Origin of the sequence: Paraburkholderia sp. RL18-085-BIA-A (genome assembly GCF_046027075.1) — a bacterium.
GTDB lineage: Bacteria > Pseudomonadota > Gammaproteobacteria > Burkholderiales > Burkholderiaceae > Paraburkholderia.
The window spans coordinates 1-17,044 of sequence record NZ_JARESU010000101.1; the positions used below are offsets into that span (position 1 = coordinate 1).

Consider the following 17,044-nt stretch of genomic DNA (forward strand, 5'->3'; position numbering starts at 1 on the left):
AAATCAGGAGGCTGTCATGGCGGTGAGCATGGAAAAGGTGGGCATGAGCGAGGTTGCGCAGAACCTGGAGAAAGCAACTTACGACAAGGTGTTCTGGCGCTGTGTGCCGCTGTTCTTCCTTTGCTACATGGTGTCGTACCTCGATCGGGTCAATATCGGTTTCGCAAAGCTGCAGATGCTGGGGGACCTGCATCTCAGCGACAACGTCTACGCGCTGGGTGCGAGCATGCTGTTCTGGGGCTACGTCCTGTTCGAGATGCCGAGCAACATCGCGCTGCATCGCGTGGGTGCGCGCCGGTGGATTGCCCGAATCATGGTGACGTGGGGGCTGGTCTCCATCCTATTGATGTACATCGAGCCGCTCGGAAAGTTCTTCCATACCGGCTCGGCGACCATGTTCTATGTGCTGCGTTTTCTGCTAGGTGTGTGCGAGGCGGGCTTTTTTCCCGGCGTGGTCTTATATCTGAACAGTTGGTTTCCGTCCCACAAGCAGAACCGTGTCATGGCCGGCTTCATGGTGGCGCTGCCGCTAAGCCTTTGCATCGGCGGACCGGTCTCGGGCTGGGTGCTACAGAACATGCACGAGACGTTCGGCTATCGCGGCTGGCAGTGGATGCTGATTGTGGAAGGTGTGCCCGCCATCATTCTCGGGGTGATGGTACTGCTCACGCTGACGGAAACCATCGACGACGCCCGCTGGCTCACGTCCGAAGAAAAGTCGCTATTGAAACGCAATCTCTCGTCGGAGAACGTGACGAAGACTCACGACTTCGGCGCCGCGTTGAAGAGCCGAGGCGTATGGATTCTGTGCGGAATCCTGCTCACCATGAACACCGGCTTCTATGGCCTGTCGTTCTGGTTGCCGTCCATCATCAGCGCCGCGGGGATCAAGGATGCCTTCCATATTGGCTTGCTGGCCGCAGTGCCGTATGTGGCCGCCAGCGTCTTGATGGTTGCGAACGCCGTGCATTCACACCGCACTGGGGAACGACGTCTGCATGCCGCAATTCCGGCGCTGCTGGCCGGTATTGCGTTGCTTCTCAGCGCGACGTTCACGCACGAGCTTTCGGTGTCGATCCTGCTCATCTCGATTGCCGCCTCCGGAATCATAGGCATCATGCCGATCTTCTGGACCTTCGCCGGCCGCCTGCTGTCGGGCGCGGCGGCAGCGGCCGGACTCGCGATGATCAACTCTGTTGGCAGCTTGTCCGGCATCACGGGCGCGATGATCACCAATGTCGCGAAGAACGTGACCGGTGACGTCAACAGCGGTACCTACGTGCTGGGTGGCTGCCTGCTGGTCTGCTGCTGTCTGATTCTTTCGATTCCTCGCGCAATGGTGTCCACCAGACGACCGGATTGAGCACGGATTCCCGGCGAGTGCCGGGAATCCGGCGGAACGAATCTACATTCCAACACCTGTTACTTAGTATTCCTTTTTATACCCCACGGCTTTTCTTTACAAGAAAAATTAACCTCTTCGGAAACGACTTATGAGACATCCTTTTCAGTCAGCGTTGCTGCTGTCGGCTACGGCCACGTGTTCGCTGTGCGTCATGCAGACCGCACACGCGCAAAGCAATGTGACGCTGTACGGACTTATCGACGAAAGCCTTAACTACGTCAGCAACGAACGCGGCCACAGCGCTTTCACGCAAACCTCCGGCAACGTGCAGGGCAGCCGCTGGGGCATCAAGGGCACGGAAGACCTCGGCAGTGGATACCAGGCCATCTTCACGTTGGAAAATGGCTTCGCGCTGAACAACGGGGCACTCGGTCAGGGCGGCCTCGAGTTCGGACGTCAGGCGTTTGTCGGACTTACGACGCCCGCTGGCACGATCACGTTGGGTCGGCAATACGACTTCCTGATCTATCTGTATTCGATGACCAACCTGTACAGCGCAGGTACCTACGGTTTCCATCTGGGGGATTACGACCGCCTCGGCGGCGAGCGGCTCAATAATGTCATTGCATACCAGAGTCCCACGCTCAGTGGCCTGAAGTTCGGCGTACTGTACGCGCCGGGCGGCCAGCCCGGCCATCTTGCAGCCGGCAGTGCGCAGAGTTATGGCGTCTCATACAGCCGCGGCAACCTGAATCTCGCTGCCGCGTACACGAGCGTGAACGATACAACGATCACGCCGGCCGCCACGATCGGCGTTCCGGACCTGTTCGGCACGCCGCAAAGCGGAACGATCGCACTCGACAGGATTTCGACTGTAGCGGCCGGAGGCAGTTATCAATTTGGTTCTGCGCTGCTGCACGGCGTGTATTCGCGCACCGACATGAAGAGCGGCAATTCGACCGCCGTGCTGAGCACGTGGGAGGGCGGCGTGACCTATTGGTTGACGCCCGCGCTATCGGTACTGGGCGGCTACGCTTACTCGAAGCTGAACGAAGACCGCTGGGGGCAATACATGGTCTCGGTTAACTATTTCCTCTCGAAGCGAACCGACCTCTATGCGTTGCTCAACTATGAGCATGTGCATGGTGAAGATGTCACCGCCACGCTGTTCACGGCAACGCCTTCGAGCGGCAGCAACCAGGCCATCGTCAGCCTGGGCATCCGGCATCGGTTCTAACGCATTCCCGCCGAAATGTATTTCGCAGGGCGACAAACAGTATACTTACGGCTGTCGATAAACGTCTACTCTCTTTCATGACTCAACCGCCGTCCGAACGTATTGATGAAACTCACCGGGACTTCGTGGCCGCGCTTGCGCGCGGCCTCTCGGTAATCCAGGCCTTTAGCGAAAATCAGCCGGAAATGACGTTGAGCGAGGTCGCCCAGGCAGCGCAGATGAACGTCGCCACTGCCCGGCGCGCGCTGCTCACACTGCACTCGCTGGGGTACGTGGGAATGCAGGGCAAGCGTTTCCTGCTGTCGCCGAAAGTGTTGTCGCTCGGGGTGGCGTATCTGCGCTCGATGAATTTCAAGGACCTGGTCAACCCGTACCTGCAAGAAGTTGCCGACGAGTATCGCGATTCCGTGTCCTTCGCGGTCCTCGATGGCGACGACGTAGTCTATCTTGGGCATGTACCGAGCAAGCGCAGCATCACGCGACGCGCGTCTGTGGGATATCGGCTGCCCGCCTTCTGCACGTCGCTCGGGCGGGTCCTGCTGGCCAATCAGTCGATCGAAGAACAGCAGCGTCTCCTGGCGCGCGCGCCTTTTCCGCAATACACGGCTAAAACCGTGGTCCAGCGCGACGACCTCGCCCGCGAATTCGCCAAGGCCCTGACAGACGGCTTTGCCACCCAGCAGGATGAGATCGAAATGGGCGTCGTATCGATCGCGTTGCCGGTCTGCGATCCCCAAGGCAACGTGATCGCTGCGATCAACTGCTCCTCCGAGACAGACCGCACCACGATCGAGGATTTGATTGCCACGCGCCTGCCGGCCTTGAGGGAGGCGCGAGCACATATCGAATGGGCAATTCGCCGGGCGCCTGCTCTTGTCCATTCGATCCGCTCGTCCTAGCGCACGACGTAGCTCCATTGCCAACCAGGTTGTTAAGCTAGTCAGCTCAGCTGGCGCTGACTGCTATGAGTATTGAATCTTTATCGTGGGGCGTTCATTCCATTGGATCCGAGCCTACCTCTGGCTTGCCGCCTTTTGTACAGAGGTGGTCGAGAAGGTGCATCGCCGCTATCGGCAAAGGCGCCGTTGGTTTGAATAACAGCTTGAGCTGCCGCACGGCCCACGGTTCGTCGAGCTCCACTTTCACGTAGTCGGAATGATCCCGTTCGGCAAGTGCGATCTCGGGGATGATGGCAATTCCCAGTCCGGCAATGACCATATTGCGAATCGCCTCGAAGTTAGTGACCTGGATGGCCAGACGCATCGGACACCCCAGCGCTTTGGCCGCTTGGGTAGCCAGGGCCAGAATGGAGGCGCCGTCTTGCATGCCGACATGCCCGTAGTCGAGGGTCTCTGCGAATTTCACGATTTTACGTCGGCCTAAGGGGTGGTCCGCAGGCGTGATCAACACTAGTCGATCAGTGCGGAACGGTCGTTCCGACAGGCTTTCATCGATGCAGGATGCCGCGCATATGCCTATATCCGCATCCCCGCCGAGTACATCCCGCGATACCTGGTCACTGAGACGCTCGACAAGCCCGATCTGAACACCGGGGAAACGATTGACAAACGACTTGAGTTCCTTCGGCAAATAATGCGCCATCGCCGTCAGGTTGACGGACAGCCGCACCAGCCCTCGCACCCCATCTCTATGCTGTCCCATCTCACATTCGATTTGCTGCAAATGGTCCATCACGATCTTCGCCCGCCGGTATAGTGCGGTGCCCGCGAGCGTCGGCTCAACGCCGCGGCTACGTCGATGCAGCAACGGCGTTCCGGCGGCCCGCTCCAGGTCCGAGATGCGGCGGCTGACAGCGGACACTACAACATTCCCCCGCTCGGCAGCGGCGGAAATACTGCCTCCTTCAATCACAAAAATAAAGAGCCGCAAAGTCTCAATATCGAAACGCATGGTCTGACCAATCCTTCACATAAAACTCGGGCCGAAGAGCTTTGCCGGCCCGTGACAGCAGTTGTCGCGAACGGTCAATTCAGTCCGATCCCAGGCTTGCTATCCTCATCGGCAAGCATCTCCTACGCTTTCGATGACGGATAACCATGGCTTACCCCCAAACCCTGCTTGAAAAGATTTGGCAGCGACACGTCGTTTCACAACTGGATAACGACTATTTTTTGCTATATGTCGACCGGCACTTGTTGAATGAAGTGACGAGTCCTCAGGCATTCGACGGCTTACGCGCCGCCTCGCGCCGCCCTTGGCGCGCTTCATCGGTATTGGCGACCGCAGACCACAATATTCCCACAACAAATCGCCTTGCGGGCATGCACAACGAATCGGCCAGACGACAATTCGCTGCGCTAGAGCAGAATTGCAGCGAATACGCTTTGCGCTTTTTTGAGCTTTCAGACCGCAGGCAAGGAATCCTGCACGTTGTCGCGCCCGAGTTGGGTGAGACTCTACCAGGTATGACGATAGCGTGTGGCGATTCGCACACCACGACGCACGGTGCATTCGGCGCGCTGGCGCTTGGCATCGGCACATCGGACGTGGAGCAGATTCTCGCAACGCAATGTCTGCTTCTCCGCCGGCCCAAGACGCTGAACGCGCGAATTCGAGGCGAACTACCGCACGGCACCTACGCGAAAGACGTCGCACTCGCGTTCATCGGCCGGTATAAAACCGACTTTGCCACTGGGTTTGCATTGGAATTTTCAGGCGAGACGGTATCCGGATTCAGCATGGAAAGCCGCATGACATTGTGCAACATGGCAGTGGAAGCGGGCGCTCGCTGTGCCTTGATTGGTGTCGACAAGACGGTGATCGACTATCTCGACGGACGCCCGTCCAGCCCGGTTGGGACAGAGTGGGAAGACGCCAGGCAGCTGTGGTCGACGTTGCACAGCGATCCCTCGGCGGAATTTGACAAGACAGTGGTATTCGACGTGAGCGACCTGCGGCCCCAGGTGACGTGGGGAACGACGCCCGCCATGGTTACGAGTATCGATGGCCGTGTGCCGGACCCCGCTGCCGGGTCAACTCACGAGCAGCGCGCTGCGGCAACGCGCGCGCTCGATTACATGGGGCTGGACGCAGGAACGCGGATTCGGGAAATCAGGCTTGATAAGATTTTTATCGGCTCGTGCACCAATGCGCGCATCGAGGATCTGCGCATTGTCGCCGATGTCGTGAAGGGTAGGAAGGTCGCATCCACGATCCGGCAGGCGTTGGTCGTACCCGGTTCCGGGAACGTCAAGTACCAGGCAGAAGAAGAAGGACTGGACCAGATTTTCGTCGAGGCAGGTTTCGAGTGGCGCGATCCAGGATGCTCGATGTGCCTTGGGATGAACAACGACAGTCTTGGTGAGGGTGAACGCTGCGCTTCAACCTCGAATCGAAATTTCGAAGGAAGACAAGGGCGTGGTGGGCGCAGCCATCTGGTGAGCCCTGCTATGGCGGCTGGAGCAGCAATCGCCGGACATTTCATCGACCCAGCGGAGCTTTGAATGAAACCATTCCTTATTCTGAAGACATACCCGGTGCCTATCGACCGTACCGACGTAGATACCGATGCGATCCTGCCGAAGCAGTACATGGCGTTGACGAGCCGCGTGGGATTCGGCGATTACCTGTTCGACAACTGGCGATATGCCGAAGCGGGCGAGCCTGGTGACGACATAACGAAACGGACGATACGGCCAGACTTCCCACTTAATCAGCCTCGTTATCATGGCGCGCAAATCATGTTGTCCCGCGCCAACTTCGGATGCGGATCGAGCCGCGAGCATGCCGTTTGGGCGCTGGCCGACTGGGGGATCAAAGCCATCATCGCATCCAGTTACGGTGATATTTTCTATGGCAACTGCTTCAAAAACGGCATACTTCCGATAAGGCTGCCGGTCGAAGTTGTCGAAGAGTTGTTCAACGACCTGGCCCGGACGGACGAACCGATTCCCATGACGATCGACCTCCCGGAGCAGCGGGTGGTTTGCCAGGGCGGGAAGAGTTATCCGTTTGACCTGGATGCCTCCCACAAGAATTCTCTGCTGTCGGGCCTTGACGAAATCGGGCAGATATTGGCTAGCTACAGCGAGCGAATAAAAGCGTTCGAAAAAACCCACTTCGCCGCTGAGCCTTGGTTGGCATAACGCGGGATCACAAAAGCGGAATTACAGCAAGGTCTTGTCGCAAAAAGACGAGGATGGCAGGCCAATTTGATTGGCGGTTTCAAGAGTGAAGCGCAAAAGGGGGCTAATGAATGGAAGCTGAAGTTATCGAAGCGGTTGCGAGCATACGTTCGAAGACCTCGAATGGCGAATGAAAGGCTCTGTCGCGATCAGGCGGAAGAGCGAATCATCGTTAGGATAACGGGGATTACTTATGCTGCCAGCGAGTAGAATTGCTCAGCGCGACTGCGCTCGGTGCAAATGTCTTTCATTTGACCCTTGGCGATCATATGCGCAAGCTCGATGCCGCTTAACCGGACGCGAGCGCGGCGAAAATTCTTGAAGCCCAGCATCGGACGCGTTCGCCTCTTGATAGCCCGATGGTCCTGCTCAACGATGTTATTCAAATACTTGTTCTGTCGAATCTTGATCGGGGTGTCCCGTTCGGCGTTCAGCGCGTCAAGCGCGGCAAGGTTCGCGCCGCTCTTATCGATTTCAGGCCTCGCTTTCCAGCGAACCCTATCTGATCGCCGCGGCGCTCGTCGCGGTGTATCTGATTCTCGGCATCCTGTACGAGAGCGCGATTCACCCGTTCACCATCATTTCGACGCTGCCCTCGGCGGGGGTGGGGGCCGCGTTGCAAACGGCTATCGCACAGCCCCATACAGCGGCGGAAGATGCACCGCGCCAGGCGGGTGCGACGGAGAGAAGCTGGGCTAGTTCAGGAAAAGATCGCTTCGATATCCGGCGACGCGTCCTTCACCTCGTCGAAGTTCAGTGTCGCTTCGATATGCTGCAGGTGTTCCAGCATGCTCGCCGCAGCCTTTGCTTCGTCATGCGCTTCAATTGCATCGATCAGATCGCTGTGCTCGTGATGCGGGCACGCCGGGGCGTTGGGCTTGTCGTAAAGCGTAATAACGAGACACGTCAATGGCGCGAGTTCTCGCATCAGACGCAAGAGGATTTCGTTGCCGATCATCTCCGCAATCAGCACATGAAACTCGCCTGACAGCCGGATGATAGCGGGCCGGTCATTCTGCCTGCGCGCGTCGCTTTCCTGTCGCACGTGTTTCCGTAACGCACGCACTTGGGCCGATGTCGCGGTGCGGCTCAACAGCCTGGCCATTTCCGGCTCGATCATGCTCCGCGTGACAAATACGTCTCGCGCCTGCTGGACGCTCGGGCTGGCGATAAAGGCTCCGCGATTCGGCACCAGTTCGACCAACCCCTCATGCGCAAGCTTGTTGAGGACTTCGCGAATCTTGGTCCGGCTCACGCCCGAGACTTCCGCGAGCCGCTCCTCAATCAATTTTGTACCAGGTGCAAGGCGATGCTCAAGCACCGCCTTCTGGATGCGGCCATAGATTTCCTCGTTCGTAAACGGCGCCTTGGGCGCGGCAGCTTTACTGGCAGGCATGGAGGAGGCTCGGCTCAAAAGGCTTCTGGCAACTGGGAATGGATTGATGATAGAGCAATCACGAGCGTTTTTGTACACAAAAATTCGATGAAGCTCTCGCATCGAAACCCGTTCTAGCGAAGCAAACTACAATTTTTTGCATACAAATGCTTATCCGCGCTTATCGAGCCTAACAGCCTGAAGACCTCTTTATCGGGCAACTTTTTGACCCACGTAGCAACCCTTATTTGGTGCCGATGATTCGATCTTGGTGCGGCTGCGCACCATCTTCATGCGAGCGCGCTTACCGCATTTTCCACCATGATCCATCGACGTCCGCTCCAAAGAGGATGTTCAGGAAGCGGCCGTTTCCACCATCGAAAGCGCATTCTACATTGCATACAATCTCGTTTTTATTGCGTACAAATATATCAATTTATGTTGGCATAAAGTTTGCGTTAAGTGAATCCGGCAAGCATCTCTTTCCGGCGCGGGCCGCCGGAAGCTACCCTTGAAATGGAAATCATGACGCAACGCACTCTGATTGGCATGTTGACCCCGTCTTCCAACACGGTTCTCGAACCGGTCACTTCGGCGATGCTCGGGGGCCTACCCGACGTCAGCGCGCATTTCGGCCGCTTCCGGGTGACCCAGATCGCGTTGTCCGAGCAAGCGCTGGCCCAGTTCGACGACGAGGAAATTCTCGGCGCGGCAGGGTTGCTCGCCGACGCGAAGCTGGACGTAATCGGCTGGAACGGGACATCGTCGGGCTGGCTCGGGTTTGAGGCAGACGAGCGTCTGTGCCGCAGCATCACAGAACGCACCGGCATTGCCGCCTGCACCTCGGTGCTCGCGCTCAACGAGATTTTCGCCATGACGGGCGTGCATCGCTTCGGTCTGGTCACGCCCTATCGCGACGACGTGCAGGCAAAGGTCATCTCAACGTACGGCAGCGCGGGCTTCGAATGTGTCGGTGAACGTCATCTGAACAAGCAGGACAATTTTTCGTTTTCGCAAGTCAGTGCGGACACGTTGCGTGAGATGGCGCGTGAAGTCGCGAAGAGCAAACCCGACGCGATTACGATTTTCTGCACCAATTTGCGCGGCGCGCCGCTTGCTGAAGAGCTCGAAGCCGAACTCGGCATTCCGGTGTACGACACCATCTCGACGGTGGTCTGGAAAGCGCTGCGGATGAGCCGCATTGATACGCGGCGCGTCACCGGCTGGGGCAGCCTGTTCCGGGAGGTTGCATGAGCGACGCGGCCGCCTTCGACCTCGTAATCCGCAACGCGGATATCGCCACGGCGGCCGATCGCTTCACCGCCGACATCGGCGTACGCGATGGGCGCATCGTCGCGCTGGGCAGCGAACTGGCGCGGGGCGCCAGCGAGATCGATGCAGGCGGCCGCCTCGTCACTCCAGGCGGCGTGGATAGTCACTGCCACCTGGATCAGGACACCGGCGACGACAGCGTGATGGCCGACGACTTCCTGAGCGGTACGGTTTCCGCTGCCTGCGGCGGCACCACCACGGTAATTCCGTTTGCGTGCCAGCAGAAGGGAAAAACGCTCCGTGCGGCGATCGATACGTACCACCGACGCGCCGACGCCCGCGCGGTGATCGACTACGCCTTCCATCTGATCGTCACCGATCCCACGCCGCATGTCCTCGAACAGGAGCTGCCGCAATTGATCGAAGAGGGTTATACGTCGTTCAAGATCTACATGACGTATGACGCGCTCAAGCTGAACGACCGTCAGATAATCGAACTGCTCGCCTTGGCCCGCGTCCACGGCGCCATGGTGATGATTCATGCCGAAAACGCCGATTGCATTGCGTGGCTCACCGAAGCGCTGCTGGAGCAAGGCATCACCGCACCGATCGGGCATGCGCTGTCCCGCCCGATGCTGGTCGAGCGCGAAGCGACGCATCGCGCCATCAGTCTCGCGCAGTTGGTCGACACGCCCGTGCTGATCGTGCACGTCTCCGGCCGGGAAGCGATCGAGCAGATTCGTTGGGCGCAAGGACATGGACTCGCTGTTTACGCCGAGACATGTCCGCACTATCTGCTGCTGACCGAAGACATGCTCGAAGATGGCCCTCGCGGCTATCAATGTATCTGCAGTCCGCCGCCGCGCGACGAAGGCAATCGCCAGGCCGTCTGGGACGGTCTTGTGAACGGTACGTTTCAGGTGCTCTCCTCCGACCATGCGCCGTTCCGCTTCGACGGTCCGCACGGCAAGCAGGTCGCCGGCGAAAACCCGCGCTTCGATCAGGTGCCCAACGGCATGCCGGGTCTCGAGACGCGCATGGCCTTGCTGATGTCCGAAGGCGTGATGAACGGACGCATCGACATTCACGCCTTCGTCGCATTGACCGCAACCAATGCCGCGAAGCTCTATGGCCTTTATCCCCGCAAGGGTTCGATCGCAATCGGCGGCGACGCCGATCTGGTGATCTGGGATACAGATCGTGCTTTCACGCTCACCAACGATGCGTTGCACCACAACGTCGACTACACGCCGTACGAGGGTTGGCAGATGAAAGCGTGGCCAGCGCTGACGCTGTCGCGCGGTGACGTAGTGTGGGACGGCGTGCAGCCCAGCGGCACGCACGGCCGCGGCGAGTTCCTGCCGGCCTTGCGCCCGCAACTGGCGCAACCGCATCGGCCGCTGAACCCTCGCATTGACGCTCACCGGGTGCTACCGCGCTTTGCCTTTCCCGCCGTCTATCGCGAGTAGGAGTGCCTTTGCGGGCTCGCGCGGAACGCGCGGTGCTTTTCGGCACCTTCGGCGCCGCTTTACACGCTGTCTTTATAACGAACGAATTGTGATTTTCCCTGGAGAGTCTGATGTCCGAACGATTTTCGCGTCGCCAATTCCTCCAACGTGCTGGCGCGGGTGCAGCCCTGGTGTCGATCGGCCTGCCCCGCTTTGCGATGGCCGCCGGGCTCACGCTTGACGACATCAGGAAGGCCGGCGTGCTGCGCATCGGCTGCGAAGCGACCTATCCGCCGCTGACTTATCGCGACACGAGCGGCGCGATGATCGGCTACGACGTGGATCTGGCCAACGCGTTTTGCCGCAATCTCGGCGTCAAGGCGCAGTTCATCGACACGGTCTGGTCGGGCGTGATTCCATCGCTCTACACAAAGAAGTTCGATCTGGTGATGAGCAGCCTGAGCTACACGGCCGAGCGCGAAAAGCACGTGGACTTCTCCGTGCCTTACGTCGAGGCCTCGCAGGCATTACTGATTCGTGCGGCGGATCAGAAGAACGTCACCAGCCTCACCGGCATGAACGGCAAGGTGCTCGGACTCAAGCTCGGCTCGCCGGGTCAAATACTCGAACCGAAACTCGATGCCCAATTGAAAGCAGCGAGCGGCGCGGGTTTCAAGGAAGTGAAAACCTTCGACGACCATCCGGCCGCCTATATCGCACTGGCAGAAGGCAAAGTGGACGGCGTGCTGAACACATTGCCGACGCTTGCGCTCGTCCTGAAGAATGCGCCGGGCAAATACGCGATCGTCAAGGGCATCGGCGCGGATAACTGGGCGGGCATCGCAGCACGTCCGGCTGACACCGCGCTGATCGGCTTCATTGACCAGCAGCTGCGCAAGTTCAAAAAAGACGGCATGTTGCATACGCTGCAGCAGAAGTGGTTCGGTTTCGACATGAACTTGCCGGACGCGATTCCGGTGCTGTCCTGAGAGCGCGGCGTTCATGGACTGGAGCATTATCGTCATGGCGTTGCCGATCCTCGCGGTCGGCCTGCTCGCCACGCTGAAGGTTTGCCTCGCGGCCATCGCGATCGGAATCGTACTCGGCTTCGCGCTGGGTTTCGGTGCGCTCAGCCGCTCCAGGGCGATTCGCATCGCCGTACTGGCGTATGTAGATTTCGTGCGCGGCACACCACTGCTTGTGCAGATCTTTCTCGTCTATTTTGCGCTGCCCGTCATCGGCATCAACTTCAACGAGTACTGGGCAGGCGTCATCGCGCTCAGTTTGAACGCGGGCGGCTTCATCTGCGAGATCGTGCGCGCCAGCATGCAGTCGGTCGATCGCGGCCAGACTGAAGCCGCGCAATCCATCGGCATGCGTCACCGCCAGATCGTTCTGCACGTGCTCTTTCCACAAGCGTGGCGGCGCATCCTGCCGCCGCTCACCAACGAACTGATCTCGCTGATCAAGGGCTCGGCGCTGCTGTCTGCGATCTCCGTGTATGAGCTCACGCACGCCGGTCAGGAAATCATCGCAACGTATTTTTCGCCATTCGAGATTTTCCTGCTGATCGCCCTCTACTACTACGCGTTGATCTCGGCGCTGGCGTGGCTGTCGCGCTACCTCGAGCGGCGGCTGCCGCAATACTGACTTCATGAGCTCGGGTTCCCGCATGTCTTCCACCGTTACCGTCTCCGACCTGCCCGCAGCGTCCGCCATGGACGCCGCCGCGCGCGCGCATGAAGGCGCAGCTGCAACGCTGCTGTCCATAGAAGGGCTGCACAAGCGCTTCGGCGACAAGGTCATCCTGCCCTCCGTCTCGCTGGAGGTCGAGCACGGCGAGACCGTGGTTCTGATCGGGCCGTCGGGTTCCGGCAAGACCACGCTCCTGCGCTGTCTCAACTTCCTGGAGAGACCGGACGGCGGCACGATTCGCCTTGGCGGCCAGCGTATCGGACTGTCGGAGCATGGCCGCGCGCTGCCCGAAGCCGAACTGGCGCGGCAACGCAGCCGCTTCGGCTTCGTGTTTCAGCGTTTCAACCTGTTTGCGCATCTGAGTGCGCTGGATAACGTCGCCGCCGGCCCGCAGCGTGTGCTGGGACTCTCGCGCGATGCGGCTCGCGCTCGCGCACAAGTTGCCTTGGAAAAAGTCCACCTCGCGCAGCACGTCAACAAACGGCCCGCGCAACTCTCGGGTGGCCAGCAGCAACGCGTGGCGATTGCCCGCGCGCTTGCGATGGAGCCGCAGATGATCCTGTTCGACGAGCCGACTTCGGCGCTCGACCCGGAACTCGTCAATGAGGTGCTCGACGTAATGCGCGATCTTGCCACAGCCCGAATGACGATGATGGTCGTGACACATGAAATGAGCTTCGCGCGCAACGTCGCGCATCGGGTTGTCTTCATGGATGCCGGCGCGATCGTCGAACAAGGTACGCCCGGCGACGTCTTCGGCCGTCCGCGCGAAGAGCGCACCCGGCGCTTCCTGAAGCACCTGCACACCTGAACTGAACCGGACCACCCGACTGATGACTGTCCCACCTATCGAGCTTGACCTTGACCTTTTGCTGCACGGCGCCACCGTCGTGACGATGGACCAGGCTCAACCGCTGCTGAACGACGCGGCCATCGGCATACGCGGTAACCGCCTCGCCTTTGTCGGCCGCGCGCAGGATCTGCCGGCGCAGACACGCGCGCGGACCACGCGCCGGCTTGACGGACGCGTGATCGTGCCGGGCTACGTGAACGTGCATACCCACGCCATTCTGACGATGGTGCGCGGCGTGGCCGAAGACCTGGGCTTCGCGCCCGCCTACACGCCCGGTATTCCGCACGGCCATGACGTGCGCCCGGACGAAGCCGTCGCGCTGGCGCGTCTCGGCGCACTAGAAGCGATGCTGTTCGGCTCGACGCTGATCAACGACAGCTACGTCCACGCAGACCTGACCATGGAAGCCATGGCCGAACTCGGCCTGCGTGTGTATTCATGCGGCCGCTTGCACGACGTCGATTTTTCCGGGGTCGCGGACGGGCGTTGGGAATACCATGCCGCGACCGGCGAGCGCACGCTCAACGACGCGCTGGCACTCGCCGGCCGCTGGCATCGCAAGCGCAACGGGCGCACCGGCGTCCAACTCGCCGTTCACGCGCCCGACACCTGCTCTGACGACTTTCTGCGTCTGATTGCCGATGCAGCACGCACGCATGATCTTGGCGTGACGACTCATCTCGCGCAAAGCCGTACCGAAGTCAGCGTGGTGAAACAGCGTTCTGGTAAAAGCCCCGCGCAGCTGCTCGACGAGGTCGGACTGCTCAACGAAAGGCTCGTGGCGGCGCACTGTCTGTATCTGGACGATGACGACATTGCACGCGCCGGACGGGCTGGCATCACGGTGGCGCACATCCCCAAGGGCAACGCGACGGGCGGCACGATGGCGCCCACGCCGCGTCTGCGCGACGCCGGCGCGCGCATTGCATTGGGCACCGATAACATGCACGCCGATATGACCGAGGTTATGCGCTGGGCGCTGGCCATTGCGCGCATCCAGCTGGGCGAAGTCTCGGCGGACTGGCAGCCCGCCGATGCGCTCGCCATGGCGACGTGCAACGGCGCGCAGGCCATGGGCCTCGGCGACGAACTCGGTTGCCTCAAGACGGGCTGGCTAGCAGACCTTGCCGTGTTCAATTTCCAGCGCGCGCATCTGACACCGCACCCCAATCCGTTGGGCACGCTGATACACACGGGACTTGGGCGCGATGTCGAGATGGTCATCGTGGACGGGGAGATTGTGGTCGACTGCGGCGCCCCCACCCGTTGCGACGCCGATGCCGTGATCGCCGCTGGAAAGCACGCCGCCACGCAACTATGGAAAAGGGCAAGCGCATGAGCACCCCGCACAGTGTCGTTTCGCAGTCGAAGCACGGCGCAGCGGGCGCCGACCTGGCAGCTTCGCAAGCACGCACCTCGCAAACCGGTGCCGCCGTGCAGATGCGCGGCATCCGGCATCGTTTCGCCGCAGTGCCGGTGATCGAAGACGTCACGCTTGAAATTGCCGCAGGCGAACTGGTTGCGTTGCTCGGCCCATCGGGCTGTGGCAAGAGTACTCTGTTGCGCATCCTTGCCGGTCTGCAGGTACAGTCCGAGGGCGAAGTGCATATCGGCGGGCAACGCGTTGACGGCCTCGCGCCACGCCAGCGCGGCGTGGGCATTGTCTTTCAGAACTACGCGCTGTTTCCGCACATGACGGTCGCCGCCAACGTCGCCTACGGTCTCGAAGCCAACGGCGTCGCGCGTCGGGATGCCACTCAGAAGGCCATGCAGATGCTCGAGATGGTGCGCATGGAAGCATTTGCGAAACGCCATCCGCGCGAGTTGTCGGGCGGTCAGCAGCAACGTGTGGCATTGGCCCGTACGCTTGCCGTCGAGCCGCGCATCCTGCTGCTCGACGAGCCTTTTGCGGCGCTGGACAAAAACCTGCGGCTCGATATGCAGATCGAAATCCGCCGTCTGCAGCGCGAACTGAACATCACGACCGTGATGGTGACGCACGATCAGGAAGAGGCCATGAGCATGGCCGACCGGGTCGCGGTGCTCAATCGCGGGCGGCTCGAACAATACGACCCGGCGGTCGCGATCTACGATCAGCCCGCAACCCCCTTCGTCGCCACCTTCGTCGGCACCGCGAATCTGCTTCCGGTCACCTTGCGCGAGCACGGCAACCAGTGCCTGGCAGGCTTCGACGATGGCGCCGCGCTGACCGTTGCTCAGCCCGGCCCGTGGCGCGACGCCGGCGCTGCGCTGCTGGCGGTTCGCCCCGAGCAATGGGCGTGGCAGTTGCCGCAGCCCGGCGCCAGCGCGCGTCAGCTGCTGGCTACAGTGCAACTGGCGATGCCGATCGGTCCCACGCTGGTGGTCGATCTGCAGACCGATGCCGGACATACCGTGAAGATTTCCGTGCCACGCGCAGAGGGTGCCGACTTGCGCCCGGGCATGCGCGTCGCGCTCGATTTCAAACCGGGTGCGCAAGTGCGCACGTTCAAGGCGGAGCAACCCAGTACCGCAGGTGTTTAGCGCATGGTCACGAACGTCCTGGTCCAGCGTGCCGCCCGCCTCGTTATCGCCGGTTCATCCTGTTCAACTATCCATCCAGAGGTCCTATGTCGCTGATCGATCACCAACGTCGCAAGCTCCTGCAACTGATGGGAGCAGCGGGGGCTGTCGGCCTGTCGCTCGGCAGCCCGCTTGCCATGGCTGCGTCCGCATCCCTCGCCGCCACCACGTTTCCCGGTGCGTGGGAAGAGTCTCAACGCAAGATCCTGTTGCCCGCGTTTCGCAAGGCTGCGGGCGTGAGCGCGGTGCTCACCGCATCGCAAGCGGTCGACACGCTGACCAAGCTGGTGGCCGCGCGCAACAACCCGCCGTTCGACGTGGTCATGATGGACGAAGGGCCTTACCTCCAGGGCATCGCGCAAGGCGTGTTCGAACCTATTCCGGCAGCCCGGGTGCCGAACCTGGCGAATCTGCCCGCGCACTTCGTCGACCCGAAGGGTCTGGGCGTCTATGTGTCCGCGCAGGTCTATGGCATAGCGTACAACACGGAGCGCGTGAAGACCGCGCCGAAATCCTGGAATGATCTGCTCAAGCCGGAATTCAAGGGCCGCGTCGGCCTCGTGAGTCTCGACTCCACCTTGGGCACGGTATGGATGGTGGCGCTCGCCAAGATGCTGGGCGGCGACGAAGATCACATGGACCCGGCGTTCGATTACATCAGGCGGCTGATGCCGAACGTTGGCGCGGTTGCCGCCAATCCGGGCGCACTCGGCACGCTGTTCCAGCAAGGTCAGGTGGATATTGCCTGTCACTACATCAACAACGTGGAATCGCTGAAGGCCAAGGGCGTGCCGGTGGCGCTCGCGCGCCCCGAAAGCAACTGGGGCATGGTGCGCAGCACGATGAATATCGTGAAGAACACCCAGGCGGCGGATCTTGCTGCCGCGTATATCAACACCGCGTTGAGCGTCGAAGTGCAGCAGCAGATGACGAGCGCGCCCTACTACGTCGCGCCGACCAACACGAAGGTGCCGTTTGGTGCGGCGCTCGCCGCTGTCGCTCATAACGCCAGTGACATGACGTCCTTCGTGCAGGTCGACTGGGCACGAATCAATCCGCGCCGCGCTGAATATATCGACCGTTTCAACCGTCTGGTCAAGGTCTGACGCATC

General features: G+C 60.5%; 15 protein-coding genes and 2 pseudogenes. 14 read left to right on the forward strand and 3 right to left on the reverse strand.

Annotated elements, in window-relative coordinates; genetic code table 11:
* The first annotated feature begins 16 nt into the window (after positions 1–16).
* The 3 genes from P0D89_RS38400 to P0D89_RS38410 all read left to right on the forward strand — a co-directional run bounded on the left by P0D89_RS38400 (position 17) and on the right by P0D89_RS38410 (position 3,481).
* Entirely contained in the window at positions 17–1,363 is a 1,347-nt protein-coding gene (locus P0D89_RS38400) for an MFS transporter (RefSeq protein ID WP_408378158.1), read from the forward strand.
* Positions 1,364–1,493: 130 nt separating this feature from the next.
* On the forward strand, positions 1,494–2,582 hold the full coding sequence (locus P0D89_RS38405; protein WP_408366682.1) for a porin: 1,089 nt from the start codon (positions 1,494–1,496) through the stop codon (positions 2,580–2,582).
* A 77-nt stretch (positions 2,583–2,659) separates the two neighbouring features.
* Complete coding sequence (locus P0D89_RS38410; protein ID WP_408366680.1) at positions 2,660–3,481, forward strand: IclR family transcriptional regulator domain-containing protein; 822 nt, start codon at positions 2,660–2,662, stop codon at positions 3,479–3,481.
* A gap of 94 nt (positions 3,482–3,575) precedes the next feature.
* On the opposite strand, the gene P0D89_RS38415 is transcribed toward P0D89_RS38410, so the two are convergent.
* Complete coding sequence (locus tag P0D89_RS38415) at positions 3,576–4,493, reverse strand: LysR family transcriptional regulator (RefSeq protein ID WP_408366679.1); 918 nt, start codon at positions 4,491–4,493, stop codon at positions 3,576–3,578.
* A 146-nt stretch (positions 4,494–4,639) separates the two neighbouring features.
* Here P0D89_RS38415 and leuC point away from each other — a divergent pair, with 146 nt between their 5' ends.
* Together leuC and leuD are read left to right on the forward strand one after the other, a co-directional pair.
* On the forward strand, positions 4,640–6,046 hold the full coding sequence (leuC, locus tag P0D89_RS38420) for a 3-isopropylmalate dehydratase large subunit (protein ID WP_408366677.1): 1,407 nt from the start codon (positions 4,640–4,642) through the stop codon (positions 6,044–6,046).
* The gene (gene leuD, locus P0D89_RS38425) at positions 6,047–6,688 is read left to right on the forward strand and encodes a 3-isopropylmalate dehydratase small subunit (RefSeq protein ID WP_408366675.1); all 642 of its coding nucleotides are present in this window, start codon (positions 6,047–6,049) and stop codon (positions 6,686–6,688) included.
* Positions 6,689–6,918: 230 nt separating this feature from the next.
* Here the strand turns inward: leuD and P0D89_RS38430 are convergent.
* Positions 6,919–7,200, reverse strand: a pseudogene (locus P0D89_RS38430) (DDE-type integrase/transposase/recombinase); the annotation flags it as partial.
* Here P0D89_RS38430 and P0D89_RS38435 point away from each other — a divergent pair.
* A pseudogene (locus P0D89_RS38435) lies at positions 7,200–7,346 on the forward strand (efflux RND transporter permease subunit); the annotation flags it as partial. The pseudogenes P0D89_RS38430 and P0D89_RS38435 sit on opposite strands and share 1 nt — an antisense overlap.
* Positions 7,347–7,427: 81 nt before the next feature.
* Here P0D89_RS38435 and P0D89_RS38440 read toward each other — a convergent pair.
* Complete coding sequence (locus tag P0D89_RS38440; protein WP_408366673.1) at positions 7,428–8,225, reverse strand: GntR family transcriptional regulator; 798 nt, start codon at positions 8,223–8,225, stop codon at positions 7,428–7,430.
* Positions 8,226–8,627: 402 nt separating this feature from the next.
* Here P0D89_RS38440 and P0D89_RS38445 point away from each other — a divergent pair, with 402 nt between their 5' ends.
* The 8 genes from P0D89_RS38445 (at position 8,628) to P0D89_RS38480 (ending at position 17,038) form a co-directional block, all read left to right on the forward strand.
* On the forward strand, positions 8,628–9,356 hold the full coding sequence (locus P0D89_RS38445) for a maleate cis-trans isomerase family protein (RefSeq protein ID WP_408366671.1): 729 nt from the start codon (positions 8,628–8,630) through the stop codon (positions 9,354–9,356).
* Positions 9,353–10,843, forward strand: a complete 1,491-nt coding sequence (hydA, locus tag P0D89_RS38450) for a dihydropyrimidinase (RefSeq protein WP_408366669.1) — start codon at positions 9,353–9,355, stop codon at positions 10,841–10,843. Before P0D89_RS38445 ends, hydA begins: the two co-directional genes overlap by 4 nt.
* 110 nt (positions 10,844–10,953) lie before the next feature.
* The gene (locus tag P0D89_RS38455; protein WP_408366667.1) at positions 10,954–11,811 is read left to right on the forward strand and encodes a transporter substrate-binding domain-containing protein; all 858 of its coding nucleotides are present in this window, start codon (positions 10,954–10,956) and stop codon (positions 11,809–11,811) included.
* Between the two features lie 13 nt (positions 11,812–11,824).
* Positions 11,825–12,472: an amino acid ABC transporter permease gene (locus P0D89_RS38460; RefSeq protein ID WP_408366665.1), complete on the forward strand. Its 648-nt coding sequence runs from the start codon at positions 11,825–11,827 to the stop codon at positions 12,470–12,472.
* A gap of 22 nt (positions 12,473–12,494) precedes the next feature.
* The gene (locus tag P0D89_RS38465; RefSeq protein ID WP_408378152.1) at positions 12,495–13,328 is read left to right on the forward strand and encodes an amino acid ABC transporter ATP-binding protein; all 834 of its coding nucleotides are present in this window, start codon (positions 12,495–12,497) and stop codon (positions 13,326–13,328) included.
* Between the two features lie 22 nt (positions 13,329–13,350).
* Positions 13,351–14,709 carry an amidohydrolase family protein gene (locus tag P0D89_RS38470; protein WP_408366661.1) on the forward strand — a complete coding sequence of 453 codons (1,359 nt, stop codon included), beginning with the start codon at positions 13,351–13,353 and terminating at the stop codon, positions 14,707–14,709.
* Positions 14,706–15,893: an ABC transporter ATP-binding protein gene (locus P0D89_RS38475; RefSeq protein ID WP_408366659.1), complete on the forward strand. Its 1,188-nt coding sequence runs from the start codon at positions 14,706–14,708 to the stop codon at positions 15,891–15,893. The genes P0D89_RS38470 and P0D89_RS38475 overlap by 4 nt, the downstream gene beginning before the upstream one ends.
* Before the next feature lie 86 nt (positions 15,894–15,979).
* Positions 15,980–17,038, forward strand: coding sequence for an ABC transporter substrate-binding protein (locus P0D89_RS38480; RefSeq protein WP_408378155.1), 1,059 nt, complete (start codon positions 15,980–15,982; stop codon positions 17,036–17,038).
* Positions 17,039–17,044 lie beyond the last annotated feature (6 nt).

Bases quoted from the DNA above. Each gene is read 5' to 3' on its own strand.
- P0D89_RS38455 (WP_408366667.1), top strand. From the start codon at position 10,954: ATGTCCGAACGATTTTCGCGTCGCCAATTCCTCCAACGTGCTGGCGCG.
- P0D89_RS38410 (WP_408366680.1), top strand. From the start codon at position 2,660: ATGACTCAACCGCCGTCCGAACGTATTGATGAAACTCACCGGGACTTC.
- P0D89_RS38475 (WP_408366659.1), top strand. From the start codon at position 14,706: ATGAGCACCCCGCACAGTGTCGTTTCGCAGTCGAAGCACGGCGCAGCG.
- P0D89_RS38445 (WP_408366671.1), top strand. From the start codon at position 8,628: ATGACGCAACGCACTCTGATTGGCATGTTGACCCCGTCTTCCAACACG.
- P0D89_RS38415 (WP_408366679.1), bottom strand. From the start codon at position 4,493: ATGCGTTTCGATATTGAGACTTTGCGGCTCTTTATTTTTGTGATTGAA.
- leuD (WP_408366675.1), top strand. From the start codon at position 6,047: ATGAAACCATTCCTTATTCTGAAGACATACCCGGTGCCTATCGACCGT.
- P0D89_RS38460 (WP_408366665.1), top strand. From the start codon at position 11,825: ATGGACTGGAGCATTATCGTCATGGCGTTGCCGATCCTCGCGGTCGGC.
- P0D89_RS38440 (WP_408366673.1), bottom strand. From the start codon at position 8,225: ATGCGAGAGCTTCATCGAATTTTTGTGTACAAAAACGCTCGTGATTGC.
- P0D89_RS38470 (WP_408366661.1), top strand. From the start codon at position 13,351: ATGACTGTCCCACCTATCGAGCTTGACCTTGACCTTTTGCTGCACGGC.
- P0D89_RS38405 (WP_408366682.1), top strand. From the start codon at position 1,494: ATGAGACATCCTTTTCAGTCAGCGTTGCTGCTGTCGGCTACGGCCACG.
- P0D89_RS38400 (WP_408378158.1), top strand. From the start codon at position 17: ATGGCGGTGAGCATGGAAAAGGTGGGCATGAGCGAGGTTGCGCAGAAC.
- hydA (WP_408366669.1), top strand. From the start codon at position 9,353: ATGAGCGACGCGGCCGCCTTCGACCTCGTAATCCGCAACGCGGATATC.
- P0D89_RS38465 (WP_408378152.1), top strand. From the start codon at position 12,495: ATGTCTTCCACCGTTACCGTCTCCGACCTGCCCGCAGCGTCCGCCATG.
- leuC (WP_408366677.1), top strand. From the start codon at position 4,640: ATGGCTTACCCCCAAACCCTGCTTGAAAAGATTTGGCAGCGACACGTC.
- P0D89_RS38480 (WP_408378155.1), top strand. From the start codon at position 15,980: ATGTCGCTGATCGATCACCAACGTCGCAAGCTCCTGCAACTGATGGGA.